The organism is Sphingomonas agri, from assembly GCF_038148795.1.
GTDB classification, from domain to species: domain Bacteria; phylum Pseudomonadota; class Alphaproteobacteria; order Sphingomonadales; family Sphingomonadaceae; genus Sphingomicrobium; species Sphingomicrobium agri.
In genome coordinates this window covers 78,568-103,237 of sequence record NZ_JBAPEU010000002.1, presented here as the reverse complement: position 1 = coordinate 103,237, position 24,670 = coordinate 78,568, and the positions used below count along the sequence as shown (strand labels likewise).

The following is a 24,670-nucleotide window of genomic DNA, read 5'->3' as shown; positions in this document are numbered from 1 at the left end:
TCTGCTCTCGCGCCTCTGTCTATCCCGGGGGTCCGTCCATCGGCTGAGGCAGCGAAAGGGCCCGATGAGCCAGGTAATCGCCTTGGTCGACGACGACCGCAACATTTTGACGTCGGTTTCGATTGCGCTTCAGCAGGAAGGTTTCGTCACGCGTGTCTATTCCGACCCGCTCGTCGCCATCAAGGCGATCAACGACAACCCGCCTGACCTTGGAGTCTTCGACATCAAGATGCCGGGGATCGATGGTATGGAACTTCTTCGCCGGGTCCGCGAATTCAGCTCGATACCAGTCATTTTTCTCACCTCGAAGGATGATGAACTCGACGAGGCATTGGGACTTGCAATGGGTGCCGATGACTACATCTCCAAGCCATTCTCCCAGCGCCTGCTTATTGCCCGCATCCGCGCGATACTGCGGCGGCAGGATCTCGAGCGGGGCGAAGCGGCCGCCAACAGCACCGAACCCGAGCCGCCGCGTCTCGAACGAGGCCGCCTCGTCATGGATCCTGCCCGCCACAAAGTCATCTGGGGCGGCCGTGACGTCAGCCTGACCGTTACCGAATTCCTGATCCTGGAAGCACTCGCGCAAAGGCCAGGCGTCGTCAAAAGCCGTAACCAGCTGCTAGACGTCGCCTATAACGATGACGTCTATGTCGACGACCGCACCATCGACAGCCACATCAAGCGGATCCGGCGCAAGTTCCGGGCAGTCGATTCCGAGTTCGACTCAATCGAGACCCTCTATGGCGTCGGATACCGTTTCGACGAGTAAAGAGGACGCCGACCTTCGCTTGAAGTGGTCGGGTCGATGGACGCTCGCGCATCGTATTCTCGCGTTGAATCTCATCACGGTGCTGCTGGTTGGCCTCAGCACGCTCTATCTGGACGTCTTCCGAAACCATCTGAGCCGCGAGCGGGTGCGACAGACGCGGATCGAGGCAACTGCAACGGCACTCGCCATCGATGCGGCCGGCCCCGAGGACCAGGAGCCGATCCTTGCGACAGTGACCAAGTCGACCGGAAGCCGGATGCGGATCTACCGGCCCGACGGCCAACTGATTGCCGATAGCTGGCATCTCACCGGGCCCACCTACGAACTGCGCGACCCCTCTACGCAGAAATGGAACAAGGATGTTGCGCGGGCGCTCGACCGCGGCTTCAACGCCATCGTCGGAGCAAGGCCACTTGATGAATTCATCGAGCCGCCAGTCGACCGCCTGCAGTCCTGGCCGGAGGCGGTTCGGGCCGAGGCCACGCGAAAAGCGACCACCGCCGTACGCAGTGCACCTGATCTTACTCCGGTGATATCGGCGGCGGTTCCCCTGAAAGCGGGTATTCTCCTAGCGACCACCAACGACCGGGCCTTCACGCGCACGGTCCGCAGCCAGCGGGCGATCATCGCCGCGGCGATGGCCGTGCTCGTCGCAATATCGATTTTCCTCTCACTGTTTCTGGCGCGCACGATTGTCCGCCCATTGCGGCGACTCGCGGTTGCCGCCCACCGCGTCCGCCTTGGTCGTTCCCGCGAGATCAGCGTCCCCCGCCTTCCCAATCGCCGCGACGAGATCGGCCTCCTTGCACGGGCTGTTGCCGACATGAGCCAGTCACTGAGGCACCGCATCGACAACATCGAAGCGTTCGCCGCCGACGTCACGCACGAGCTGAAGAATCCGCTCGCATCGCTCAGGTCGGCGGTCGACGGGCTCGATCGAGTCGAGGACCCCGAACTCCGGGAGAAACTGAAGCGCATCGTCCGCGAGGACGTCGCTCGGCTCGACCGGCTCATCGGCGACATCAGCGAAGCGGCTCGAACAGATGCCGAGCTTGCCCGCGCACGGTTCGAGAAAGTGGACCTTGGCTTACTGATCGAGAATATCGTCCACGCCTGGGAAACCCGCCGTGAAACGGGCGACGCTAGGATTGCCTTCGCCCGCCCCCGCAAGGAGACTGCGGTCGTCATGGGCAAACCCGACCGCCTCGCCCGCGCCATCAACGCGATCATCGACAATGCGGTGAGCTTCTCGCCTCCCGGAGGCCTGGTCGAGGTTGCCGCGGCCCGGGTCGGCGACAAGGTCCGGATCCGCATCGACGACGAAGGTCCAGGCGTGCCGCCCGAAGCCCGTGAGGCGATTTTTAACCGCTTCCATTCAGTACGGCCCGAGGGTGAGAATTTTGGCCGTCACTCCGGTCTCGGCCTTGCCATCGCCCAGGCAATCGTGAATGGCCATGACGGAGAGATCGACGTGCAGGACCGCGATGACGCCCCTTCGGGCGCCCGCTTCACCATCAGGCTTCCAGCAGCAGACCGTGAATGAATAAGATCGACCCTGCCCCCGGCCCTCGTCTTTCCGCCGAAACAGTCCATGCCAGCACCGTTGCAGTAGACGGTCGCGCGGTCCTCATCACGGGGCCGTCGGGATCCGGCAAATCCGATCTTGCGCTGCGGCTGCTCGATCGCGGCTTCTCGCTCGTCAGCGATGATCAGACCATCGTGAAAAGGTCCGGCGAACGGCTTCTTGCATCGGCTCCAGGCACAATTGCGGGCAAGCTGGAAGTGCGCGGCATCGGGATTGTTCAAATGGAGCACGTCAGCGATGTGCCGGTGGCGCTGATCGTCGAGCTGACGAGCGACATCCAGCGGCTTCCTGATGACAGCCGCGAAAGGCCGATCCTCGGCGTGAAACTGCCTCTCATCTCCACCGACGCGATGACCGCCTCGGCGCCCTCGAAGGTCGCTCTGGCCCTTGATCGAATGGGCCTGAAGTTCAAGTGACGGCAGCGCGGCGACTGCCGCGGCTGCTGCTCGTCACCGGGATGTCGGGGGCGGGCAAGTCGACGGTCCTTGATGCTCTCGAGGACATGGGTTGGGATACGGTCGACAACCTGCCTGCGGACCTTCTTACGCAATTCGTCCACGGCGGGGAGGAATGTCGAACGGCGGACGTTGCGATCGGGATGGACGTCCGCAGCCGCGGGTTCGATCCTGAGCGTCTGCCCGCGCAGATTCACGAAATCGAGGGCGTTGCAGCGGAAATGCTGTTTCTCGACTGCGCCGATGCAGAACTTACCCGGCGTTACGATGAAACCCGCAGAATGCACCCGCTCGCGGCAGACCGGCCTGCCGAGGATGGCATTGCGCAGGAGCGCGGCATTACGTTTCCGCTGCGAACTGCAGCGGATATTGTCCTCGATACGACCGACTTTTCACCGGCGGAACTCCGCGAAGAGCTGCGGGGACGCTACGGAACGGATACGGACCAACCGGTCGTGACCATCGCTTCCTTTGCATTTGCCCGCGGGATCGCTCGCACAGCTGATCTCGTGTTCGACCTGAGGTTCATCTCGAACCCCCACTGGGTGGAGGAACTGAGGCCATTGACCGGCGCTGACACTGCCGTGCGTTCCTATCTGGAACAGGAATCGGCCTGGGGTGAAGCGATGGATCGCATCGAGGCGCTTCTCATCGACTGGATTCCCCGCTACTGGGCCGCGGGCAAAAGTTACGTAACCGTCGCGTTTGGATGTACGGGAGGGCGGCACCGATCGGTGGCCGCCGCCATTGAAACGGCGGAACGGTTACGGCGTGCCGGATTTGCACCGAATGTGCGTCACCGTGATCTCGCCTCGCAACCGAGGGACACGATCGAACGGCATCCCGGGCGCTCTCCGGAGAGCGAGGACGAGTTGAGTCGATGATTGGACTAGTGCTGGTGACCCACGGCCGCCTCGCGGCCGAGTTCGTCACCGCGATGGAACATGTGGTCGGACCCCAGGAAGCGATCGAAGCGATCTGCATCGGACCCGATGACGACATGGAAGGCCGCCGCAAGGACATTGCCTCCGCAATCGGACGTGTGGAACAGGGTCAGGGCGTCATCATCCTGACCGACCTGTTCGGTGGAACTCCATCGAACCTTTCGATCAGTCTCATGAAGAGTGAGAACATCGAGGTGATTGCGGGCGTCAATCTGCCGATGCTGATTCGCCTCGAAGGCGCACGCAAGGTCATGCCCGTGCACGCTGCAGTGGCAGCCGCGCGCGAAGCGGGCCGCAAATATATCTCGGTCGCAAGCGAGATTCTCGGGGAAGCGGCGGCTTGACCGCCGTCAGCCGCGAAGTCCGAATAGAGAACCAGCGCGGACTCCACGCCCGTGCGAGCGCGAAGTTCGTCAATCTCGCAAGTCAGATCGATGCCCGGATCGAAGTCGAAAAGGACGGTAATCGCGTCTGCGGCACATCGATCATGGGACTGATGATGCTCGGCGCGGCAAAAGGCGATTCCATCCTTATCCATGTCGAGGGTGAAGGGGCCTACGAGGCTCTCCTGCAGCTCGTGTCCCTGGTAGAGGACCGCTTCGGGGAGGAATAATGCCTCGGGAAGTCACGGCTTATTCCAATTCGACCGTAAAACTGCTGCGTTCGCTGCGCGACAAGAAATCGCGGCGGGCGGAGGGGCTCTTCCTCGCCGAGGGTTTGAGGATCCTCGCTGAAGCCCGCGACAGCGGCATGTTGCCACAGATCATCGCCTTCTCGAGTGAAGGGGCAAGGCATCCGCTTGCAGCCGAAATCATCGAGGCGACCGAGGCTTCGGGAGGCGATGCCATTGAAACTACGCCCGACATCCTCTCGAAGATGAGCGGCAAGGACAATCCGCAGATGGTCCTTGCTGCCTATCGCCAGCCCGACACATCGCTCGACCACATCGAGCGCGGTAAGGCGCCTCTCTGGATAGTTGCCCAGGCGCTTCGCGACCCGGGCAACATCGGGACGATCCTGCGGACGGGCGACGCGGTGGGGGCTGGGGGTCTGATCCTCCTCGACGACAGTGCCGATCCTTTTTCCGTCGAAGCCGTCCGGGCCTCGATGGGAGCCTTGTTCACGCAGCAGGTCGCGACCGCAAGTTGGGGCGAGTTCGTGGCATGGCTGAGAAGCAGCAAGGCGCAGCTGGTGGGCACCAGCCTCAAGACATCGCGCGATTATCTCGAGGCCGATTACGAGCAGCCCTGCTTTCTGCTGATCGGCAATGAGCAGCGGGGGTTGCCGCCCGATTACGAAGCCGAATGCGACCTGCTGGTGAAAATCCCGATGGCCGGCCGCGCCGACAGTCTCAATGCGGCCGTGGCGGGGGCGGTAATGGCATTTGCAATCAAGGCGAGCTGGCGCCCATGAAGCGCCGCGCGGCTTGCCTCAGGAGACTGCTGCGCTGGCCGCTATGCGACCTCGGATCTCATTCGGCAGCGATCTGGGGCGGGTCGCTGACGTCCTCGTCAGTGAGCTCCAGTTCGTCGTCAGCGTAGCGCGGCAGCGCCTCAACCGGCGTTAGAACGTCGATATCGCGCCTGCCCGCCTCGATATTGAGGTCTCGGAACTTGCGCGCAGTAACGAGAGATCTCGTCTCAAAACTCGCAACGAAGCTATTGTAATTGTTGACCGCAGAAGCGAGCCCCGATCCGACGCGGCGGAGGTCGTCGGCTGCCTTCGCAAGCCTTTCGTAAAGCTCCTTTCCAAGCTCACCGATCTGCCGCGCTTCCTTGGCAAGCCTTTCCTGCCGCCACACCGCTGCAACGGTGCGCGCAATCGCGATGAGGTTGGTCGGGGTTGCAAGAAGAACCTTCTTGTCGAAAGCGTAGTCCCACAAGCCCGCGTCCTGCTCGAGCGCAGCGGTGAGGAAATGCTCGCCCGGGATGAACATCACGACATAGTCGGGCGCATCCTCGAACTGGGACCAGTAATTCTTGGCACCGAGCGTGTTCACATGGGCACGGATGGCCGATGCGTGGGCAGTAAGATGCGTGGCCCTTTCGACCTCGTCGATTGCCCCGAAAGCGTCCTGGTAGTCGTTCAGGGAGACCTTGGCGTCGATGACCAGCGACTGTCCGCCGGGAACCCGAACCACGACATCCGGCCTAAGGCGGCCTCCCTCCCCGTCCGACACGGTGACCTCGGTGGCGAAATCGCAATGCTCGGACAGGCCGCACGTCTCGAGCACGTTGCGGAGCTGCTGTTCGCCCCAGCGGCCCCGCGCCTTGGGAGCGTTTCGGAGGGCATTGACGAGCTTGGCGGCCTCCGCCGACACTCGCTCGGTCCCAGTGCGCATCGCCTCGATCTGGCCTGATAGGAGCCCGAACGCATCGCGGCGCTCGGCTTCCACCTTCTGCACCGTCGTTTCATAGCGCTCCAGCCGATCATGAACCGGCTGCAGGAGGGCCTTGAGGTTCTGGCCTGAACTCTCTTCCGATTGCCGGAAGCGCTGATCCGCGCGCTTGAGGAAGGTTTCCTGGGCTTGCGCGAGCAGCTTGGTGCTGATTTCGGCAAACTGGCTCGAAAGGGCCTCCTTGGCCTCCATCAGTTCGGAAATCCGCGTCTCGAATGCTTTCTCACGCTCCAGCTGGGAGGCCTCGAGGGTAGCCAGCTTGATCACCGCTTCCCGGTTGGCGTCCCGTTCCCTCACCGCGTCGGCGAGCTGCGCACGCAGCCCGTCACCTGCCTGCTTGGCCGCAGCAGCCGAGCGCGCCCCGACCAGCCAGCCGATGATGCCGCCCAGGACAAGCGCGATGAGGACGAAAAGCACAGCTGCCGGACTCATGACCGTAAACCCCGTGGAACGAATAGGGAACTTTACGGCGCATTCCCTTCCTCGACAATAGGAACCGGCTGCCTCACAGCTGGTTCTCCACAGGATTCTCGGGAGCTCTAGACCATGTCCATCCGCAAGATGATCAGCCTGCACCCCGATGTGCAGGACCACGTCAACCAGCCCCTCGGGGACGCCGCGCACCATCTCATGTATTGTGCCCGGATGTGTCTCAGCTGCGCAGACGCATGCGCAGCGGAAAAGATGGACATGCGGCAGTGCATCCGCACCTGCCTTGACTGTTCGGACATTTGCGAAGCCGCCGGCAAGCTCGCCGTTCGCCGGACGGGTTCGAACGATCAGGTGCTGCGCGAGATGCTCGAGCTATGCGCTCGCGTTTGCGACGAGTGCGCAGCGGAGTGCGAAAAGCATGCGAACGAGCATTGCCGGCTTTGCGCCCAAATGTGCAGGGAGTGCGCGGCGGACTGCAGGGTCGCTGCCGAAAGCATTAAGTAGCTTGAGCTGCGTCAGGCGGCCTTAAGTCCCTGTTCTTTCCGCCACTTGGCAAGTTTCTTTAAGACCATGTCGCGCTTGAGGCGCGACAGATGGTCGATGAACAACACGCCGTTCAAATGGTCCATTTCATGCTGGAGGCACACGGCAAGAAGGCCGTCGATTTCCTCTTCGTATGATTTTCCTTCAACATCGTGCCAGCGCGCCCGGATGCGGTCTGGCCGCATCACTTCGGCATATTGCTCGGGCACCGACAGGCATCCTTCCGTGTAGGGAACCTCCTCGTCAGAGTGCCACAGGATCTCGGGATTGATGAAGACCCTGGGGTCCCTGACCGGTTCGCCGCCCTCCTCCTCCGGTTCCTGGAGATCGATGACTAGCAGCCGGACCGGAACGCCCACCTGGACCGCCGCAAGGCCGATGCCGGGCGCCGCGTACATTGTCTCGAACATGTCCGAGACCAGGATTTTCAACCCGTCGTCGAACGTCTCCACCGGCTTGGAAATCTCGCGGAGGACGGGATCGGGCGTCTCATAAATGCGACGGATGGCCATGGCGGGGATTTAGGCTTTCGGATCAGGGGGTTCAAGCAATCGGCCGGCGGGCTCTGAGAGCCTGGGCAAGCGTACCCTCGTCGAGATAGTCGAGCTCACCACCGACGGGAAGCCCGTGCGCCAACTGGCTCAATCGAACGGGAAACGCCTCGAGCCGCTCAGCCACATAATGTGCGGTCGTCTGCCCCTCCAGGGTGGCGTTCATGGCGAGCACAACCTCGTCGATGCCGCCCTTGGATACCCGGGCCACGAGCCGGTCGATGCTGAGATCCTCGGGCCGGACCCCCTCGAGCGCCGAAAGACGTCCGCCAAGCACGTGATAGCGGCCCGGAAACAGGCGCGATCGATCGAGCGCCCAGAGGTCGGCCACCTCCTCGACGACACACAGCGACTTCTCGTCGCGGCGCTGGTCGTTGCAAATGCTGCAAGGGTCGGCCGTGTCGACGTTGCCGCAGACCGAACAGGTGCAAAGCCTGTCGGCGACAGCGCCCAGCGCGGCGAGGAGCGGCTGGAGCGCCGTCTCACGCTTTTTCATGAGATGCAGCACCGCACGCCTCGCGGACCTCGGGCCGAGGCCCGGCAGCCGCGCAAGCGCTTGCGACAATGCTTCGATTTCCTGACTGGCCACGCTAGGCGCTGAGGTAGGAAATTCCGCGCGCTTTCGCCATAGGGCCCTCATGCGCATCGTCTTCATGGGATCGCCGAGGTTCGCAGTGCCCAGCCTCGATGCGCTGGTCGGGAACGGACACGACGTCATCGCGGTCTACTGCCAGCCGCCAAGACCCGCGGGGCGCGGCAAGGGCGAGCGCAAGACTCCCGTGCAGGAACGCGCCGAGAAGCTCGGGATCGAGGTCAGAACACCGCGGTCGCTGCGCGACGAAAAGGAACAGGCGCGCTTTCGCGCGCTTTCCCCCGATGTGGGCATCGTTGCTGCCTATGGGCTGATTTTGCCCAGCGCCATTCTCGAGGCTCCCGAGCACGGATGCATCAACGTCCACGCGTCTCTTCTGCCCCGCTGGCGCGGGGCGGCTCCGGTTCAGCGGGCGATCCTTGCGGGCGACGATGTCACCGGAGTCACCATCATGCAGATGGACGAAGGCCTCGACACGGGCCCAATGCTTTTGAAGCACGAGCTCGATATTAGTGGAATGAACGCTGGAGAAGTGATTGATAAACTGTCGTTTCTTGGCGCGAGCGCCCTGATCGACTGGCTCGAACACCCAACGCCGCCGACCAATCAGCCGGCTGAGGGCGCCACTTACGCATCAAAGATCGACAAAGCCGAAGCGAGACTCGACTGGAACCGGCCAGCCGAAGAACTCGAACGGCAGGTCCGGGCCTTCAATCCCGTTCCCGGAGCTTGGTTCGAGGCCAACGGGGAGCGTATCAAGCTTCTGGGCGCGCAGGTCGAGAAGGCCTCGGGATTGCCCGGCGAAGTCCTCGATGACAACCTGACCATTGCCGCCGGCTCCGGCGCTATCCGTCCGCTGCTCGCCCAGCGGGCAGGCCGCGGGCCAATGAGCACCGGTGAGCTGCTGCGCGGCTTCGCCATTCCGAAGGGCAGCATCCTGCCGTGACGCGCTGGCGACTGACGATCGAATATGACGGCGGGCCGTTCATGGGCTGGCAGCGCCAGGACCACGGGCCATCAGTCCAGCAGGCGCTCGAGGAAGCATTGGAGCGCATGACGGGGGAAGCAGGCCAGTTCATCGCAGCTGGCCGGACCGACGCCGGCGTTCATGCCCTGGCGATGAGCGCGCACGTCGATGTTCTCCGGGAGCTCACGCCGCACCGGCTGCGGGAAGGCCTCAACGCGTTGCTGCGCCCTCAGCCGATTTCGGTCCTGGAGGCGCAAGTCGTCGCAAAGGACTGGCACGCCCGCTTTTGCTGCGTCGGTCGCCGCTATCTCTACAGGATCCTCAACCGCCGTGCGCCGCCCGCGCTCGATGCCGGCAGGGTCTGGCATGTCGCAGTGCCGCTTGAAGTCATCAGGATGGGAGAGGCGGCCGAGCACCTGGTAGGACGTCATGACTTCACCACCTTCCGCTCCGCGCAGTGCCAGTCCGACAGCCCGATGAAGACCCTCGATCACCTCGAGGTCGCGAGGGTCGGGGAGGAAATCCATGTCACTGCGGCAGCGCGAAGTTTCCTGCATCACCAGGTGCGCTCGATGGTTGGCTGCCTGGCGATGGTTGGGCGAGGCCAATGGACGCCTGACGACATGCGCACTGCACTCGAAGCCAGGAACCGGTCAGCGCTTGGCTTCAACGCCCCGCCAGAGGGTCTCTATTTCGTCGAGGCGAGCTACCCCTAGACCAGCATTTCCCGCGCGACGGGGCGGCTTTCCCAGGCCTGCGGGCTCGCCGTTAATCCATAGGCCCCTGCACAGAAGACCGCGATGAGGTCACCAACATCGGTGTGTGGAAGCGCTACCTGGTCGCCGAGCATGTCGTAAGGCGTGCACAGGCACCCGGTAACGGTGACTTCCTCCACCGCCGGTGCGCCGAACCGGGAGGCGACCGCGATCGGGAAATTATCCATCCCGCGGTGACCAAGGCTTCCTGTCGCGCCGATCAGGTGATGCCCGCCCCCGTCCGTGGTTAGAAAGGTCTGGCCGCAGCTTTCGGTCCGATCCAGCACGCGGGTAAGGTAAACGCCGGATTCGCCGACCAGCCAGCGCCCAAGCTCGATGCTGAAACGGGTCGTCGCGAGAAGCGCGGGGGCATTGCACAGGGTCTGGTTGAGCGCTGCTGCAACCTTGTCGATATCGAGCGGCTCGTCGCCCGGTCGGCATGCGACGTCAAATCCGCTGCCAAGGTTGAGCTCGGGGAGCGGAAGGCCGATCGCCTCGGCAATCTCCCCGGCATGGGCAACCGTCACCCGGTGGACCTCGGCGAGGGCCTCGGAATCGAGGCATTGCGCCCCGGCGAACATGTGCAGCCCGCGCCAGTCGACACCGGCCTCGGCGAGACCGATCACGAGCTCGGGGACGCGCTCGGCATCAACACCGAACGGGCTGGGCTTGCTTCCGATCGTGACCCTTCCCTCCTCGATCGCGAAAGGCGGCGTCACCCTCACCGAGATCTTGGGTTGTACACCGACCTTCTCGCCGGCCTGAATAGTCCGTGCCGCCTCGCGCTCGCTCTCGACGCTTACGGTAGCGCCGACCTTCACGGCTGCCTGGATTTCGGCGTCGAGCTTACCGGGCCCTGCAAAGTTCATCGGGATTCCGGTCAGCTGCGCTTCCTGAAGACGTTTCAGTTCGCCCTGCGACACAATCCTGAACCCGTCGATGTACCTGCCGAGAAACTCCAGCAACGGCTCGTAAGGATTTGCAGTCACTGCATAATGGAGTGCAATGCCGTCCGGCATCGCTCCCTTGAACCGGGCGACCTGGGCGCCGACGATATTGTTGTCGTAGACGAACAGGGGCGTTCCGCCCGCTTCAGCCACCAGCTCTTCTGCCGGATAACCGCCGATCAGCAGCTGGCCTTCGTCCGAGGCGGAGAAATAAGGCGGGATCGGACCTGCTGGCTTCACTCGCGATCCCCCTTTGAAAGGCCTTATTCGGCCGCGATTGCCTCATATTCCTGAGCGGCGAGATATTTCTCCACATCGAGCGCGGCCATGCAACCGGTGCCCGCGGCAGTCACCGCCTGGCGATAGATCTTGTCCATGACGTCACCGCAGGCGAACACCCCGGGAACGCTCGTCCGGGTCGTGCCCGGCTCGACGATGATATAGCCTTCGCTGTCCAGCTTCAGCTGCCCCTTGAACAGCTCGGTTGCAGGCTGGTGGCCGATTGCGACGAACGCTCCTTCGGCTTCGACCCGGCTGATCTCTCCAGTGCGCTTGTTCCGAATATCGAGACCAACGAGCGCCTCGGGTTCGCCGCCGGCGACGAACTCCACCACTTCGCTGTCCCAGATCACGTTGACGTGCGGGTTCGCAAACAACCGGTCCTGGAGGATTTTCTCTGCGCGAAGCGAGTCACGTCTGTGGATCAGCGTGACGTCATGGCTGTGGTTGGTAAGGTAGAGCGCCTCCTCGACGGCCGTATTGCCGCCGCCGATCACGGCGACCCGCTTTCCGCGATAGAAAAATCCGTCGCAGGTGGCGCAGGCCGACGCGCCCCTTCCCTTCATGTGCTCCTCGGATGGAAGCCCCAGCCACTTGGCTTGCGCGCCGGTCGCAATCACCAGCGCATCCGCAAAATATTGCGTCCCTCCGTCTCCGCGCAGCCTGAACGGGCGCCGCGACAGATCCACCTCGTCGATATGATCCCAGACGATCTTGGTGCCGACATGCTCGGCCTGCGCCTGCATTTCCTCCATGAGCCAGGGGCCCTGGATCACGTCACGGAAGCCGGGATAGTTTTCCACGTCCGTGGTGGTCGTCAGCTGTCCGCCCGGCTGGATTCCCTGAATGACGATAGGGCTGAGGCCCGCACGCGCAGCGTAGATTGCAGCCGTCAGACCTGCCGGCCCGGAGCCGAGCACGACAACGCGCGTCGAAATGCTGTTGCTCATGCCAAACATCTAGGGCGCTCGAAAGCGCCCCGCAATGTCGGCGTTTATGCGAAAAGTTAAATTGCCCTGCGGCCGGCGATGAAGTTCCAGATCAGCACGACAATGCCAATAATCAGCAGGATATGGATAAGGCCGCCCGCGACGTGGAAGGCGAAAAAGCCCAGGGCCCACAGAATGAGCAGGATGATGGCGATCGTCAGAAGCATGGGTATTCCTCCCTTGGTGTCGCCCGCGTAACGGTCAATTAGCAGGCGCGTTCCAATGGCAGGTCGCTAAACCAGGCGCGACTGTTTGACTGCTGCCTCGATGAACCCCGCGAACAGCGGGTGCGGCTGGAATGGTCGGCTCTTCAGTTCGGGATGGAATTGCACCCCGATGAACCAGGGATGGTCGGGGCGCTCGACGATCTCCGGCAGCTGATTATCGGGCGACATGCCGGAGAAAATCAGGCCCGCCCCTTCAAGCGCATCACGATAGTGGACATTGACCTCGTAGCGATGCCGGTGCCTCTCGCTGATCATGTCCGTCCCGTAGATGGAGCGAACCACGCTGTTGCCATCAAGCTTGGCGGGATAGGCTCCAAGCCGCATCGTTCCGCCAAGGTCCCCTCCCGCGGCACGCTGCTGGAGCCCCTCCTCGCTCATCCACTCGGTGATCATGCCGACGACCGGCTCAGACGTTTCGCCGAACTCGGTCGTAGATGCCTCGGCGATGCCGGCCTGGTTCCTCGCCGCTTCAATGCAAGCCATCTGCATCCCAAGACAGATGCCGAAGAAGGGAATTTCGCGCTCGCGAGCAAACTTCACGCTGGCGATCTTGCCCTGGCTGCCGCGCTCCCCGAAGCCGCCAGGAACGAGGATACCGTGCAGTGGCTCGAGTTCGGCCGCGATTTCCGCCTCGGGATGTTCGAATATCTCTGCATCGATCCATTCGATGTTGACCTTGGCGCGATTGGCGATGCCGCCGTGGACAAGGGCCTCGCGCAGGCTCTTGTAGGCGTCAGGCAAGCCCACATATTTGCCGACCACGCCGATCGTCACCTCGCTCTCGTAATGGTCGATGCGGTCCATGATCTCGCGCCAGCGCCCGAGGTCCGGCTCTGGAGCGTCGCTGATGTTGAACGCGCGCAGGACTTCGTCATCCAGCCCCGCCTCGTGATATTGAAGCGGAACGTCATAGATGTTGCGTGCATCGAGCGCCGGGATGACCGCTTCGGCCCTCACATTGCAAAAGAGCGCGATCTTGGCGCGCTCGCCGTCAGGAAGGGGCTTTTCCGAGCGGCATAGAAGTACCTCCGGCTGAACTCCGAGGCTCGAAAGCTCACGAACGCTGTGCTGCGTGGGCTTGGTCTTGAGCTCGCCCGCCGCGGCAATCCAGGGCACGAGGGTCGTGTGGACGCTGACCGTCTGGTCGCGCCCCAGATCGTTGCGCAGCTGGCGGATCGATTCGATAAAGGGAAGGCTTTCGATGTCCCCGACCGTGCCGCCGATTTCGCAGATGACGAAATCGCAGCCGTTCGTGTCACCAAGCGCGAATTCTTTGATTGCATTGGTGACGTGCGGGACGACCTGCACCGTTGCTCCAAGATAATCGCCGCGCCGTTCCTTCGCGATTATGTCCCTGTAGATGCGGCCAGTCGTGATATTGTCCGATTGGCGCGAGGAAACGCCGGTGAAGCGCTCATAATGCCCGAGGTCGAGATCCGTCTCCGCCCCGTCGTCGGTCACATAGACTTCGCCGTGCTGGTAGGGTGACATCGTCCCAGGATCGACGTTGAGATAGGGATCGAATTTCCGGATTCGGACCTTGTAGCCGCGCGCCTGGAGAAGCGCCCCGAGGGACGCTGAGAGGAGACCTTTTCCAAGCGATGAAACCACGCCGCCGGTGACAAATATGAACCGCGCCATGGGGTCCGAGGCTTAGGGGGACAAGCGCCGCGGGCGCAACCCACGACGCGAAAAAAATTCTGCGCTGACCGCTTACTGGGCCAACGGAACGGCGGGAGCCGGCTGATTCTGTTGCGGATTTGTCGTCGGCTTCGCCGGCGCCGGTTGCACAGGCTGGGATTGCTGGGTCGGTGCGAGCTTGCCGGCCAGCGACGTATCGATCTTCGCCGGCGTACGCGTCGCTCCTGCGATCGCTGCCATGACGATCGACAGAAGGATGAACGTAGCCCCGAGGATCGCCGTCGAACGGGTGAGAAAGTCGGCCGCGCCCCGGGCCGTCATGAAGCCCGAGGAGCTGCCGCCGACGCCAAGGCCGCCGCCCTCGGACCGCTGCATCAGGATAACCGTAATGAGCGCAAGGGCGATCAGCGATTGAACGATCAGCAGGAATGCGAACATGTCGGGCTTTCGAAATTGGAAGATGCGCGCCGCGACTTAGTCGGCGCCGACCATCCTTTCAACACGTTACTGCCCCGGCTTCGTGTGCATGCTGCCTTGAACGGCGCTTCGATCTGTTCGGCCGGCTACCCGACCGTCGCTATCGGCATTGCGGAGCGCTCCGCTGATCGGGAGCGCAGCTTAGCCGGCGGCCGCCGCCTCGATTATGGGGATGAAATCGTCAGCCTTGAGGCTCGCGCCCCCGACGAGGGCGCCGTCGACGTCCGCGATTCCGAATATTTCGCCGGCGTTGGAGCCTTTGACCGAGCCGCCATAAAGGATGCGGACTTCGCTTCCCTTTCCGTACTGTTCACCCAATTTCGCGCGAATCGCAGAATGCATCTGCGCGATCTCGCCGTCGGTCGGAACCTTGCCGGTGCCGATGGCCCAGATCGGCTCGTAGGCAATTGCAAGCCAGGGACCGCCGGCAAGAGTTCGCGGCAAGGAGCCGCGGAGCTGCGCCATCACCGTTTCGACAGCAGCGCCTCTGTCTCGCACCTCGAGGCTCTCGCCCACGCAAAGTATCACCCCGAGACCCGCCGACAGTGCTGCCTCGGCCTTGGCCCTGACGTCGCTGTCGCTTTCCCGCTGCTCATCGCGTCGTTCGCTGTGCCCGACAATGGTGAGGGTCGCGCCGGCATCCACAAGCATTTGCGCAGAAGTGCAGCCCGTATGGGCACCTTTCTCCGACCGATGAACGTCCTGGCCGCCGATCCGGAAGTTCGGGACTGCGCGCGCGGCGCGCTCGACGAGGATTGCCGGGACGCACAGGGCGACGTCGACGGTAGAATAGGGCTCCGAGGCCGCGGCGATCGCCTCGATCTCACGCAGATCCGAGGAAAGACCGTGCATCTTCCAGTTTCCGACGACGAGCTTCCTAAGCACCATGGCTTCCCCTTTTCCCGGCGGCCCCTAGCGGCGCGGCTTGATGCACGCCAGCCCGCCCCCTAAAGCAGCGGCCGTCTTCCAATCGCACCGGGAACCCGATGCTCTCCTTCTTCCGCCGCGTTTCTAAGTCCAAGATTGGTACGGGGGTCATGGCCTTCGTACTCATCGCCATCCTCGGCGGCTTCGCGCTTGCCGATCTGTCAAACTTCGGCACGGGCAATCTCGGGCTCGGCATGGCCAGCGGAACGCTTGCCAAAGTCGGCGACCAGGAGGTGAGCGAGCGGGAAATGTCCGACGCGATGCAACGGCGCCTCCAGCAGGCCCGCCAGCAGCGAGCCGATGCCGACTATGCGAGCGTCATGGGGGACTTCAACCCGCTGTTGGATTCGCTTGTGGACGAGCGGTCGCTGATGGCCTTCGCAGACAAATATGATTTTCCCCTCTCTAAGAGGATGATCGACGCCGAAATCGCGCAGCTGCCCGGCACCAAGGGCCTCAACGGGCAGTTCAGCGAGCAGGGCTACCAAGCTTTCCTGGCCCAGCAACGGCTGAGCGACGCGGAAGTGAGACAGGTGCTTGCCGGCGGCCTGTTGCAGCGGATGCTCCTGACGCCCGTCGTCACCAATGCGCGCGTCCCCGTCGGAATGGCGACGGTCTATGCCTCGATGCTCCTGGAATCGCGGCAGGGAGAAGCGGTCAACGTGCCGCTCGATCCCTTCAAGAGGGGACTGCAGCCGAGCGACGTACAACTGCAGCAATTCTATGCTGCAAATCGCGCTCGCTACATGATCCCCGAGCAGCGCGTCCTGCGAATCGCACGGATCGGGCCTGAGCAGGTCGCGGGTGTCGCTGCCTCCGATCAGGAAGTGACTGCCTATTACAACGCCAACAAGACCACCTATGCGCCGAGCGATACCCGCTCGCTGAGCCAGGTGGTGGTCCAGGACCAGGCAACAGCCAACGCCATTGCGCAACGTGCCAGAAGCGGCGCCACCCTTGCCGCCGCAGCGGCACCGGCAGGGAGCGGAGCGGCTGTATCCACGCTTCAGAACCAGACCCGCGCCGCCTATGCAGGCGTTGCTGGAGACAAGGCCGCCAATGCGGTCTTTGCAGCAGCGAACGGCTCAGTCGTCGGGCCGGTCCAATCCGACTTTGGCTGGGTCATTGTGAAGATCGATTCGGTGGCTGCAGGCGGAGGCAAGACGCTCGATCAGGCCAGGGCTGAAATCGCGACCAAGCTGACCCAGGACAAGCGCAAGTCCGCGATCGAGGATTTGGTCGACAAGGTCCAGAACACGGTCGACAACGGCGGCAACTTCAGCGAGGCGGTGGCGGCCGCGAAGTTGCCAGTGACGACGACGCCGCTCATCACGTCCAGCGGTTCGTCACGAAGCGAGGCTTCATTCAAGTTGCCACCCGAGCTTGCGCCTGCGCTCAAGACCGGGTTCGACATTGCACCCAATGATCCGCCCGAGATCGTCACGCTGCCGGGCGATTCTGGTTATGCGGTCGTATCGCCCGGGCAGGTAATTCCCTCCGCCCCGTCGCCGCTTGCAAGCATCCGCGAGCAGGTTGCGGGCGACTGGATCAACGACGAGGCGAGTAAGCGCGCCAAGGCCGCCGCTACGCAGGTCGCTGCAAAGGCATCGGGAAATGTATCGCTTGCCGACGCGGTCAAGGCAGTGGGAGCGGCAATCCCTGCGCCCCAGCCCGTCGCTGCTCGCCGGATCCAGCTCACCAATGCACAAGGCAATGTTCCGCCCGCGCTCAAGCTACTCTTCGCCGTCGGGCCAGGCCATAGCCGCATGGCGCCTGTGCCCCAGGGCGGCTTCGTAGTCGTGAAGGTTGACAAGGTGGTCCCAGGCAACGCGCTCGTAGCGCCGGGCCTCATCAGCCAGGTGCAGGGAGAACTTAACCAGGCGAGCTCGCAGGATTACGCTCAGCAGTTCATTTCCGACGTGCGTCTCCACATGAAGGCGAAGCGCAACCCGGGCGCGATCGAGGCATTCAAGGCGCGGCTGGTCAGCAGTGGCGGCTGAGCCGGCCGCCACCGCTTGACGTATCCATATTTGTTGCCTACACGTTCCCCGTTCGTTCTTATCGGGGAGTGATTGCCGATGCTCACCGCCAAGCAGCATGAATTGCTGCTCTTCATCGAGAACCGTCTGAAGGAAAGCGGCATCAGCCCGAGCTTCGATGAGATGCGCGAGGCGCTGGATCTCAAGTCGAAGTCCGGGGTGCACAGGCTCATCTCGGCACTCGAGGAGCGTGGCTTCATTCGCCGGCTCCCCAACCGAGCCCGCGCACTCGAGGTTCTCAAGCTACCCGAGACCCGTCCATCAGCAACGATAACCCCGCTCCGGCCAGTGTCTGCAGCGCCGGCAAACGATACGATGGAAATTCCCCTTCACGGCCGAATTGCCGCGGGCACGCCCATCGAGGCTCTTCAGGGAACGGAGACGTTTGCGGTTCCGGCAGCCCTCCTTGGAACGGGCGAACATTACGCGCTTGAGGTCTCGGGCGATTCCATGGTCGAGGAAGGCATTCTCGACGGTGATTTCGCTCTTATTCGAAAGGTGGACACGGCCCGGGATGGCGAAATTGTCGTCGCCCTGATCGACAATGAGGAAGCGACGCTGAAGACCTTCCGGCGTGAAGGGCGAATGATCCGGCTCGACCCGGCAAACAGCCGTTACGAGCCGCAGCGCTACGACGAGAGCCGGGTGAAGATCCAGGGCAGGCTGGCAGGGCTCATCCGCCGCTACTGAAGCGCAGCCGGCACTACTTCGCGGTATGACGGGGGCCCTGACCGAGGCGCTCCGGGAACGCGCGTGCGGTGTCGGCCGCGCTCGGATGGAGGACGCGTGTGGAAGACACGCTTTCCCTATGTTAGGGGCCCTCGTCCATTGCACTGCAGCATGAAGAGAAGAGGAAAGCGCGGTTGAGCGCAAGTGATACGTCGCGGCCGGTCGTTACGCGATTTGCCCCCTCCCCGACCGGCTACCTGCACATCGGGGGCGCGCGCACCGCCTTGTTCAACTGGCTCTATGCCCGCCACAGGGGCGGCAAGTTCCTCCTGAGAATAGAGGATACCGACCGCGCCCGTTCGACCAGCGAGGCGATCGACGCCATTCTGGACGGGATGCGCTGGCTCGAGCTCGATTGGGACGGACACGAATATTATCAGTCGCAGTTCTGGGCCAGGCACGCCGAAATCGCTCGGCTCATGCTCGGAAAGGGGGCCGCCTACCGGTGTTACATGACCCAGGAAGAGCTCGCCGAGCAGCGCGAGAAGGCGAAGGCGGAGCGAAAGCCGTTCCGCATCAGCAGCCCTTGGCGCGATATTGACGAGGAGCAGGCCGGCAGGCCCTACGTCATCCGCCTCAAGGCGCCCCGCGAGGGAGAAACCGCCGTCGAGGACGAGGTCCAGGGTCGAGTGACGGTCCAGAATGCGGAGATCGACGATTTCATTCTGCTTCGCTCGGACGGAACTCCGACCTACATGCTTGCCGTTGTGGTCGATGATCACGACATGGGGGTCACTCACGTGATCCGCGGCGATGATCATCTCAACAATGCCTTCCGCCAGCTGGCGATCATTCGCGCAATGGACTGGCCGGAGCCGACCTATGCCCATGTGCCGCTGATCCATGGCCCTGACGGCGCCAAGCTCAGCAAACGGCACGGCGCGATGGGGGTGGATGCCTATCGAGACGAATTGGGCCTTCTTCCCGAGGCCGTGAACAATTACCTGCTGAGGCTCGGTTGGGGCCACGGGGACGATGAAATCATCAGCCGCACCCAGGCGATCGAATGGTTCGACCTGCCGCAGGTCGGAAAATCCCCCTCGCGCTTCGATTTCAAGAAGCTCGAGAACCTGAACGGTCATTACATCCGCGAGGCCGAAAACGAGAGGCTCGCGGAGCTCGTCGCGCCGAAGCTTGGTCTGTCGGCGTCGCAGCAGGAATTGCTCGCCAGGGCGATGCCGGAACTGAAGGCTCGGGCACACACTCTCAACGAACTCGCCGATGGCGCGCGCTTCCTGTTTGCCGAACGCCCGCTTGAACTCGAGGACGCGGCCGAGGCCCTGCTCACGGCTGATGCCCGAGCGCTCCTCGCATCGGCGCACGAACTGCTTGTTGCACTTGCGAATTGGGACACGCCGTCGTTAGAGGCCGCCATCCGCGAGGTTGCGGAGGCCAGTGGCGTGAAGCTTGGGAAACTTGCCCAACCGCTTCGCGCCGCCCTCACAGGGCGCACGACCTCTCCGGGAATTTTTGATGTTCTTGCGTTGCTGGGGCGAGACGAAAGCCTCGCCCGGATCGCCGACCAGATGGTGGAGCCGAACGAATGACCGACAAAAGCGTGACCCTCGGATTGAACGGGTCCAACTACAATTACGCCGTTCTTGACGGAACGGTCGGCCCGGAGGTCGTCGACATCCGCAAGCTCTACGGCGAAACCGGAATGTTCACCTACGATCCGGGCTTCACGTCGACGGCGAGCTGCGAAAGCGCGATCACCTACATCGATGGCGAGAAGGGGATCCTCCTCCACCGTGGCTATCCCATCGACCAGCTCGCCGAGCACTCGACCTTCATGGAGGTATCCTACCTCCTGCTCCACGGCGAACTTCCGACCAAGCAGCAGCTGGACGAGTTCGTTCATACGATCAGCCGCCACACGATGGTCCACGAGCAGCTTGCAACCTTCTACCGGGGGTTCAGGCGCGATGCCCATCCGATGGCGATCATGTGCGGCGTCGTCGGAGCGCTCTCGTCTTTCTATCACGACAGCACGGACATCACCGATCCCGAGCAGCGGATGATTGCCTCGCACCGGCTGATCGCCAAGATGCCGACGATTGCTGCGATGGCCTACAAGTACAGCCTCGGCCAGCCCTTCATGTTCCCCCAGAACAGCCTCAGCTACACCGGCAACTTCCTCAGGATGACCTTCGGGGTCCCGGCGGAGCCATATGAGGTGAACCCGGTTATCGAGCGCGCGATGCGCCGCATCTTCATCCTCCACGCGGACCACGAGCAGAATGCATCGACGTCAACCGTGCGGCTGGCAGGCTCGTCGGGCGCAAATCCATTTGCCTGCATTGCCGCAGGCATTGCCTGCCTGTGGGGCCCGGCTCATGGAGGTGCCAACGAGGCGGCGCTCAACATGCTGCGCGAAATCGGCCGACCCGAGCGCATTCCCGAATATATCGCGCGCGCCAAGGACAAGAACGACCCGTTCCGGCTCATGGGCTTCGGGCACCGGGTCTACAAGAATTTCGACCCGCGCGCCAAAGTGATGAAGGCAACTGCCGATGAGGTGCTGAAGGAACTGAACATCTCCGACCCGGTGCTCGACGTCGCCAAGGAACTCGAGCAGATCGCGCTTCACGACGACTATTTCATCGAGAAGAAGCTCTACCCGAACGTCGATTTCTACTCAGGCGTGATCCTCAATGCGATCGGCTTTCCGACCGACATGTTCACGGCGCTCTTCGCGGTTGCAAGGACCGTGGGGTGGGTCGCGCAATGGAACGAGATGATCGCCGACCCGGACCAGAAAATCGGTCGCCCAAGGCAGCTCTATGTTGGCCAGACGCAGCGCGACTACGTGCCGTGCAACCGGCGCTAGGCCGCTGGTAGCGTAAGTGTGAACCGCGCGCCTTCCCCAGGCGCGCTATCCAGTGTGACGTCTCCGCCCATGGAGCGGGCGAGCCGCCGCGAGATCGCGAGGCCGAGGCCTGAACCGCCTTCCTCGGAGTGCGCCCGCTCGAAGCGCTCGAAGATGCGCTGCTGATCGGCGGCAGCGACTCCGGGTCCTTCGTCCGCAACGGTTACCGAGGCAGTAGCCGGCGTTCGCGAGAAACCGAGCCTGATCACTGCCCCCTTGGGCGAATAGCGAATGGCGTTTCCAATAAGGTTCACGAGGATCTGGATGACGGCGCGCTGCTCGCCATTGGCAAGGAGTGTATCGCTCGGCTCGAGATCTATCCTTACCTGGCGATCATCGGCCGATGAATCGAGCATGACGACCGCTTCCCCCGCAAGCACTGCAAGGTCGATCGAACGGTCAATGTGGCCGGGCTCCTGACTCATCGAGGTGAGGACCGACAGGAGGTGACGTGCGGCTGCCGCGATGTCGCTCCCGTAGCTCGCATAGTCGCTCCTTAGAGGTCCGTCGGAACGTTCGACGATCCGCTCGGCCGTCTCGATGATGCGGTCGAGCGGCGAGCGCAGCACCTCGTCGAGCGCTTCGTCAAAGGCCGACGGGCGACCGGCAGCGGGCCGTATCGCCGCAGCGTCCGTCTGCATGGTGCCGCGAAACCCGGCGAAGGTCCCGTCTGCGGCCGTGACCACCTCTCCGGCAAGCATGATCGAGCGGGCTTCGTCGGCGCGGCTGCGCGCGTGCTGCCCCGAAAATCCCCGGCGAGCAGCAAGCGCGCTGATTAGCGGCATTTCACCAGCATCGTCTTCTTCAAGCCGGACGACGCGGGTCAGCGGCTGTCCGGCAACCTTGTCCGATTCGACGCCGAGGAGCTCGGCAAGGTCGGATGACAAGGAAATGATGCGCAGTTCCTCGTCCGCAGCCCATTCGCTGCGCGCGCCGCCAGCCTCAACGTCCGTCCCGCCGCCCAGGATCGCGGCGAGCCGTGGGCCGGCGGGCGATCTTATCGTCCACCCCTCGAGCGAAAGCGCGATTTCATCGCCTTCCGGCGTAGCCTCAACCCACAATTCGATGTCGTGATCGGTCGACGCTGCGAGTGCAGGGCGCGACACCGGCATTGCAAGCTTGCGGGCAAGCTGCGCGACCGCGGCGATCTGCGGAAGAGCGAGCAGATCGCCAAGATCTGAGCCCGCCTCGCGCTGGAGCGCCTCCAGTTGCGGATCCGCCGAGATCAGGCGGCCCATGCGATCGAGCCGGCCAAGCACCGGACGCGGTTCGGAAGGAGCGCTAGCCACGTCCCTGTCCCAGCCGCTCGAGAGCTGCGCGGTAGGTCGGTGAGGTCGTCAGCCACGAACGCTTCGCCTGAGCCTGCTCATCGCTCATTGCATCAAAGAGGGCGATTGCAGCGCCAGCATCGGTGATGCCCAGCAAGTCCCCGATGCCGGCAAGAAGCCCCGCGCTGAAGTCACGTGATGTACCAGCGGTCTTCAGGAGAGCCATTACGTATCCGGCTTCCCCGGACAGCAACTCGCCCATGGCCGAATCGGTCGAGATGCCGGCGCGCCGACCCAGAAATTCGCCGATGAACGCTATCTCGCCCTCATTTGCCGCCGCGAGCACAAGCTCGTCGGTAAGGCCCCCGGCCTCATCCAGGAAATGGACCAGCGCAGAGGTTAGGGATTCGATGCTCCGTTCCTCGTCCCGCTTGTCGATGACCTGGTCGGACGCTTCGGCAAGCTCAAGGTCGGCAGCTGCGGCACCAAGCACGCCGGCGACTTCGCGCCGGAGCCCAGCCGCGACCGCGTTCGCGAGCGCCTCGGCGTCAGAAGGCGAAAGATCGTCAAAGGCGATCAGGCACTGGCCGAAGCGGTCCCTTCGGCGGCCGCGGCCGAGGATGAGAGCCATTGCCGCAGCGGCAACAGCGCCATGTTCGTGGCTGACGAGGCCCTGAAGCACTCGAGCTTCGCGGCGCCCGCTGCGAGCGCGGGCGGCAGTCGCAATCCGCTCTTCGTCGGCACGGCGAAGCAGAAGCGCCATGAGGCCGGGTTCATCGAGCAGTCCAGATGCTGTCAACGCCTCGATCAGCGCCGCGTCGCTCTCGTCATTTGCAGCCAGTCGGCCCGCCGGAAGCGCGGCACGGATGGCGCTTGCGACATCTCCGACAAGGCAATGTAGCATGGCGGTCATCAGGGCCCGCTCCTGCTCCGTTAGCCGCTTGGCAGGGTCGAGAAAAAAGTCGCGCCTCACGGTGTGCAAGCGTCCGCGGCCCGCGCTCCGCGCGGGCACGTTCCCGTCCGCTGCCGGAGCAGCAATGGGCCATTCTTCCGGCATCATCATGCCGACATATCGGTTTTGTGTTAACTTCGCGTCAACTCAGAAGGCAGGTGACGTACCCGCTGAACGACAAAGAACGACAGAGCGGCATAGCCGAGTACAGCCAGCAGATAGGCGGTCCAGACTCCTCCGAGCGCGAAGGGAATCGCAAGGAAGATCGCGTTTCTCCGCGACAGCAGCCAGGCTTCGGATGGCATCCCCGATCTCTCTATGCGCAACGCTTCTGCAAAGGCGCAGCCGGCACTCGAGGCCACCAGCGCCCCCCATCCCGTCCCGTGGCGCATCTCCCAGAGCCCTATTGCAAGAAGCGCGAGGCCGGCCGCCGGCCAGAGCGCGAGGCGCGGGAGGGTGCGTGAGGGCAGCGGCCTCAGCCTCAGACTGGCGAGCCTGCTCGCAACGAGGTCGAGCGGAGTTGACAGCAGCAGCAGGACCAGACCGGCGCCCAGCCAGCCCCTCGTAAAGCAAATAGCGCCGCCGAGCGTCAGAGCCAGTGCACCCCATAACAGCCAGGCCGGGCGAACATTGGTCTGCATGAGCTGCTCAGTCGCAATGTCCTCGAGCGGCGGAAGAATGTACCGGCTTGCCCAATCGTCCCGGCCGCCGCGCGAACTTTGGACTAGGAAGCGCTGAAAGTCGGCCAGTTCGGCAGCGCTTTCCACGAGCAGGGGCTCACCGCCCGCTTGCGTCACGGGGACCCGCCGCGCTCCCTCCTGGATGCTCCGCCGCAACAGCGTCGACTGAAGATCCCAGTCGCCGAGCATCGCTGCGGTTGATCCGAGCAAATTGGCATCGACGACGGCAATCCCAGCCCATCGAGACTCGGCATCAATTCGCTCGAAGCGCTCGTGCAATTCGTCGTCAGGCACCGTTCCCACCGAAGGCTCGCTGTCGCCTGCAAGAGCGACTGCAAGATCTACCGGCGGGGCGACGCCGTCACCGATAAGGAGGATTGAGGACCCGGCCTCGAAACGGCTTACGGCTTCGGTGACATCGCTGACCGGAAAGACGCCGATCCCGTCGAGCCGAAGTCTCTCGAACGCGTCCTGAAGCGCCTGCGGGATTCGCTCCACGACGACGACAATCGGGGCTGCCCCCGCCGCTCCCGCGCAGCGGACCTGATATTCGAGCAAGGTGCGACCGGCGAGTGGAAGCAGGGCGCGAAGGCCGCCGCTGTCGTCTTCCTGATAGGCGCCGATCAGCGCGCCGATGGCCATTTTCGCGACT

At 63.3% G+C, this 24,670-nt stretch carries 26 protein-coding genes; 14 read left to right on the top strand and 12 right to left on the bottom strand.

Annotated features, from left to right (window positions below):
- Nucleotides 1-64 precede the first annotated feature (64 nt).
- From V8192_RS07285 to V8192_RS07255, 7 genes are read left to right on the top strand one after another with little or no spacing between them, the layout of a single operon-like run.
- On the top strand, nt 65-772 hold the full coding sequence (locus V8192_RS07285) for a response regulator transcription factor (RefSeq protein WP_341632420.1): 708 nt from the start codon (nt 65-67) through the stop codon (nt 770-772).
- Complete coding sequence (locus V8192_RS07280; RefSeq protein WP_341632419.1) at nt 744-2,315, top strand: stimulus-sensing domain-containing protein; 1,572 nt, start codon at nt 744-746, stop codon at nt 2,313-2,315. The genes V8192_RS07285 and V8192_RS07280 overlap by 29 nt, the downstream gene beginning before the upstream one ends.
- The gene (locus V8192_RS07275; RefSeq protein ID WP_341632418.1) at nt 2,312-2,773 is read left to right on the top strand and encodes an HPr kinase/phosphorylase; all 462 of its coding nucleotides are present in this window, start codon (nt 2,312-2,314) and stop codon (nt 2,771-2,773) included. Before V8192_RS07280 ends, V8192_RS07275 begins: the two co-directional genes overlap by 4 nt.
- Nucleotides 2,770-3,696 (top strand): RNase adapter RapZ, encoded by a 927-nt coding sequence (rapZ, locus tag V8192_RS07270; RefSeq protein ID WP_341632417.1) that lies wholly within the window; start codon nt 2,770-2,772, stop codon nt 3,694-3,696. The genes V8192_RS07275 and rapZ overlap by 4 nt, the downstream gene beginning before the upstream one ends.
- Nucleotides 3,693-4,100 (top strand): PTS sugar transporter subunit IIA, encoded by a 408-nt coding sequence (locus V8192_RS07265; RefSeq protein WP_341632416.1) that lies wholly within the window; start codon nt 3,693-3,695, stop codon nt 4,098-4,100. The genes rapZ and V8192_RS07265 overlap by 4 nt, the downstream gene beginning before the upstream one ends.
- Complete coding sequence (locus V8192_RS07260) at nt 4,097-4,369, top strand: HPr family phosphocarrier protein (RefSeq protein WP_341632415.1); 273 nt, start codon at nt 4,097-4,099, stop codon at nt 4,367-4,369. Before V8192_RS07265 ends, V8192_RS07260 begins: the two co-directional genes overlap by 4 nt.
- Nucleotides 4,369-5,169, top strand: coding sequence for a TrmH family RNA methyltransferase (locus tag V8192_RS07255; protein ID WP_341632414.1), 801 nt, complete (start codon nt 4,369-4,371; stop codon nt 5,167-5,169). The genes V8192_RS07260 and V8192_RS07255 overlap by 1 nt, the downstream gene beginning before the upstream one ends.
- Before the next feature lie 58 nt (nt 5,170-5,227).
- Here the strand turns inward: V8192_RS07255 and V8192_RS07250 are convergent, their stop codons facing one another.
- Complete coding sequence (locus tag V8192_RS07250) at nt 5,228-6,586, bottom strand: DNA recombination protein RmuC (protein WP_341632413.1); 1,359 nt, start codon at nt 6,584-6,586, stop codon at nt 5,228-5,230.
- Between the two features lie 114 nt (nt 6,587-6,700).
- Between V8192_RS07250 and V8192_RS07245 the strand changes: the two genes are divergently transcribed.
- On the top strand, nt 6,701-7,090 hold the full coding sequence (locus V8192_RS07245) for a four-helix bundle copper-binding protein (RefSeq protein ID WP_341632412.1): 390 nt from the start codon (nt 6,701-6,703) through the stop codon (nt 7,088-7,090).
- An 11-nt stretch (nt 7,091-7,101) separates the two neighbouring features.
- On the opposite strand, the gene def is transcribed toward V8192_RS07245, so the two are convergent.
- Both def and recR read right to left on the bottom strand, forming a co-directional pair.
- Nucleotides 7,102-7,641 (bottom strand): peptide deformylase, encoded by a 540-nt coding sequence (def, locus tag V8192_RS07240; protein WP_341632411.1) that lies wholly within the window; start codon nt 7,639-7,641, stop codon nt 7,102-7,104.
- A 31-nt stretch (nt 7,642-7,672) separates the two neighbouring features.
- On the bottom strand, nt 7,673-8,269 hold the full coding sequence (gene recR, locus V8192_RS07235) for a recombination mediator RecR (RefSeq protein ID WP_341632410.1): 597 nt from the start codon (nt 8,267-8,269) through the stop codon (nt 7,673-7,675).
- Between the two features lie 49 nt (nt 8,270-8,318).
- Here recR and fmt point away from each other — a divergent pair, with 49 nt between their 5' ends.
- Both fmt and truA read left to right on the top strand, forming a co-directional pair.
- Nucleotides 8,319-9,218 carry a methionyl-tRNA formyltransferase gene (gene fmt / locus V8192_RS07230; RefSeq protein WP_341632409.1) on the top strand — a complete coding sequence of 300 codons (900 nt, stop codon included), beginning with the start codon at nt 8,319-8,321 and terminating at the stop codon, nt 9,216-9,218.
- A complete protein-coding gene (gene truA, locus V8192_RS07225; RefSeq protein ID WP_341632408.1) occupies nt 9,215-9,955 on the top strand; it encodes a tRNA pseudouridine(38-40) synthase TruA in 741 nt (246 codons plus the stop codon). Before fmt ends, truA begins: the two co-directional genes overlap by 4 nt.
- On the opposite strand, the gene V8192_RS07220 is transcribed toward truA, so the two are convergent.
- The 6 genes from V8192_RS07220 to tpiA all read right to left on the bottom strand — a co-directional run bounded on the left by V8192_RS07220 (nt 9,952) and on the right by tpiA (nt 15,442).
- Nucleotides 9,952-11,181 carry a type III PLP-dependent enzyme domain-containing protein gene (locus V8192_RS07220; protein ID WP_341632407.1) on the bottom strand — a complete coding sequence of 410 codons (1,230 nt, stop codon included), beginning with the start codon at nt 11,179-11,181 and terminating at the stop codon, nt 9,952-9,954. The genes truA and V8192_RS07220 overlap by 4 nt on opposite strands.
- 23 nt (nt 11,182-11,204) lie before the next feature.
- Entirely contained in the window at nt 11,205-12,170 is a 966-nt protein-coding gene (trxB, locus tag V8192_RS07215; protein WP_341632406.1) for a thioredoxin-disulfide reductase, read from the bottom strand.
- A 56-nt stretch (nt 12,171-12,226) separates the two neighbouring features.
- On the bottom strand, nt 12,227-12,376 hold the full coding sequence (locus V8192_RS07210) for a lmo0937 family membrane protein (protein WP_341632405.1): 150 nt from the start codon (nt 12,374-12,376) through the stop codon (nt 12,227-12,229).
- Between the two features lie 66 nt (nt 12,377-12,442).
- Nucleotides 12,443-14,077 carry a CTP synthase gene (pyrG, locus tag V8192_RS07205; RefSeq protein WP_341632404.1) on the bottom strand — a complete coding sequence of 545 codons (1,635 nt, stop codon included), beginning with the start codon at nt 14,075-14,077 and terminating at the stop codon, nt 12,443-12,445.
- Between the two features lie 72 nt (nt 14,078-14,149).
- Nucleotides 14,150-14,515, bottom strand: coding sequence for a preprotein translocase subunit SecG (gene secG, locus V8192_RS07200; RefSeq protein ID WP_341632403.1), 366 nt, complete (start codon nt 14,513-14,515; stop codon nt 14,150-14,152).
- A 180-nt stretch (nt 14,516-14,695) separates the two neighbouring features.
- Nucleotides 14,696-15,442 carry a triose-phosphate isomerase gene (gene tpiA / locus V8192_RS07195; RefSeq protein WP_341632402.1) on the bottom strand — a complete coding sequence of 249 codons (747 nt, stop codon included), beginning with the start codon at nt 15,440-15,442 and terminating at the stop codon, nt 14,696-14,698.
- A 98-nt stretch (nt 15,443-15,540) separates the two neighbouring features.
- Here tpiA and V8192_RS07190 point away from each other — a divergent pair, with 98 nt between their 5' ends.
- The 4 genes from V8192_RS07190 (at nt 15,541) to V8192_RS07175 (ending at nt 21,079) form a co-directional block, all read left to right on the top strand.
- Nucleotides 15,541-17,481, top strand: a complete 1,941-nt coding sequence (locus V8192_RS07190) for a peptidylprolyl isomerase (protein WP_341632401.1) — start codon at nt 15,541-15,543, stop codon at nt 17,479-17,481.
- Nucleotides 17,482-17,559: 78 nt separating this feature from the next.
- Nucleotides 17,560-18,210 carry a transcriptional repressor LexA gene (gene lexA, locus V8192_RS07185; protein ID WP_341632400.1) on the top strand — a complete coding sequence of 217 codons (651 nt, stop codon included), beginning with the start codon at nt 17,560-17,562 and terminating at the stop codon, nt 18,208-18,210.
- Nucleotides 18,211-18,383: 173 nt separating this feature from the next.
- Entirely contained in the window at nt 18,384-19,796 is a 1,413-nt protein-coding gene (gene gltX, locus V8192_RS07180) for a glutamate--tRNA ligase (protein WP_341632399.1), read from the top strand.
- Nucleotides 19,793-21,079, top strand: a complete 1,287-nt coding sequence (locus V8192_RS07175) for a citrate synthase (RefSeq protein ID WP_341632398.1) — start codon at nt 19,793-19,795, stop codon at nt 21,077-21,079. The genes gltX and V8192_RS07175 overlap by 4 nt, the downstream gene beginning before the upstream one ends.
- Here V8192_RS07175 and V8192_RS07170 read toward each other — a convergent pair.
- From V8192_RS07170 to V8192_RS07160, 3 genes are read right to left on the bottom strand one after another with little or no spacing between them, the layout of a single operon-like run.
- Nucleotides 21,076-22,407: a sensor histidine kinase gene (locus tag V8192_RS07170; protein ID WP_341632397.1), complete on the bottom strand. Its 1,332-nt coding sequence runs from the start codon at nt 22,405-22,407 to the stop codon at nt 21,076-21,078. The two genes, V8192_RS07175 and V8192_RS07170, sit on opposite strands and share 4 nt — an antisense overlap.
- On the bottom strand, nt 22,400-23,449 hold the full coding sequence (locus V8192_RS07165; RefSeq protein ID WP_341632396.1) for a DUF2336 domain-containing protein: 1,050 nt from the start codon (nt 23,447-23,449) through the stop codon (nt 22,400-22,402). Before V8192_RS07165 ends, V8192_RS07170 begins: the two co-directional genes overlap by 8 nt.
- Nucleotides 23,450-23,469: 20 nt before the next feature.
- Entirely contained in the window at nt 23,470-24,660 is a 1,191-nt protein-coding gene (locus V8192_RS07160; RefSeq protein ID WP_341632395.1) for a hypothetical protein, read from the bottom strand.
- Between the last annotated feature and the right edge of the window lie 10 nt (nt 24,661-24,670).

Bases quoted from the DNA above. Each gene is read 5' to 3' on its own strand.
- V8192_RS07280 (WP_341632419.1), top strand. From the start codon at position 744: ATGGCGTCGGATACCGTTTCGACGAGTAAAGAGGACGCCGACCTTCGC.
- fmt (WP_341632409.1), top strand. From the start codon at position 8,319: ATGCGCATCGTCTTCATGGGATCGCCGAGGTTCGCAGTGCCCAGCCTC.
- tpiA (WP_341632402.1), bottom strand. From the start codon at position 15,442: ATGGTGCTTAGGAAGCTCGTCGTCGGAAACTGGAAGATGCACGGTCTT.
- V8192_RS07175 (WP_341632398.1), top strand. From the start codon at position 19,793: ATGACCGACAAAAGCGTGACCCTCGGATTGAACGGGTCCAACTACAAT.
- V8192_RS07190 (WP_341632401.1), top strand. From the start codon at position 15,541: ATGCTCTCCTTCTTCCGCCGCGTTTCTAAGTCCAAGATTGGTACGGGG.
- V8192_RS07210 (WP_341632405.1), bottom strand. From the start codon at position 12,376: ATGCTTCTGACGATCGCCATCATCCTGCTCATTCTGTGGGCCCTGGGC.
- pyrG (WP_341632404.1), bottom strand. From the start codon at position 14,077: ATGGCGCGGTTCATATTTGTCACCGGCGGCGTGGTTTCATCGCTTGGA.
- V8192_RS07275 (WP_341632418.1), top strand. From the start codon at position 2,312: ATGAATAAGATCGACCCTGCCCCCGGCCCTCGTCTTTCCGCCGAAACA.
- V8192_RS07255 (WP_341632414.1), top strand. From the start codon at position 4,369: ATGCCTCGGGAAGTCACGGCTTATTCCAATTCGACCGTAAAACTGCTG.
- V8192_RS07250 (WP_341632413.1), bottom strand. From the start codon at position 6,586: ATGAGTCCGGCAGCTGTGCTTTTCGTCCTCATCGCGCTTGTCCTGGGC.
- V8192_RS07245 (WP_341632412.1), top strand. From the start codon at position 6,701: ATGTCCATCCGCAAGATGATCAGCCTGCACCCCGATGTGCAGGACCAC.
- secG (WP_341632403.1), bottom strand. From the start codon at position 14,515: ATGTTCGCATTCCTGCTGATCGTTCAATCGCTGATCGCCCTTGCGCTC.
- V8192_RS07265 (WP_341632416.1), top strand. From the start codon at position 3,693: ATGATTGGACTAGTGCTGGTGACCCACGGCCGCCTCGCGGCCGAGTTC.
- V8192_RS07165 (WP_341632396.1), bottom strand. From the start codon at position 23,449: ATGATGATGCCGGAAGAATGGCCCATTGCTGCTCCGGCAGCGGACGGG.
- lexA (WP_341632400.1), top strand. From the start codon at position 17,560: ATGCTCACCGCCAAGCAGCATGAATTGCTGCTCTTCATCGAGAACCGT.
- V8192_RS07160 (WP_341632395.1), bottom strand. From the start codon at position 24,660: ATGGCCATCGGCGCGCTGATCGGCGCCTATCAGGAAGACGACAGCGGC.
- trxB (WP_341632406.1), bottom strand. From the start codon at position 12,170: ATGAGCAACAGCATTTCGACGCGCGTTGTCGTGCTCGGCTCCGGGCCG.
- V8192_RS07285 (WP_341632420.1), top strand. From the start codon at position 65: ATGAGCCAGGTAATCGCCTTGGTCGACGACGACCGCAACATTTTGACG.
- def (WP_341632411.1), bottom strand. From the start codon at position 7,641: ATGGCCATCCGTCGCATTTATGAGACGCCCGATCCCGTCCTCCGCGAG.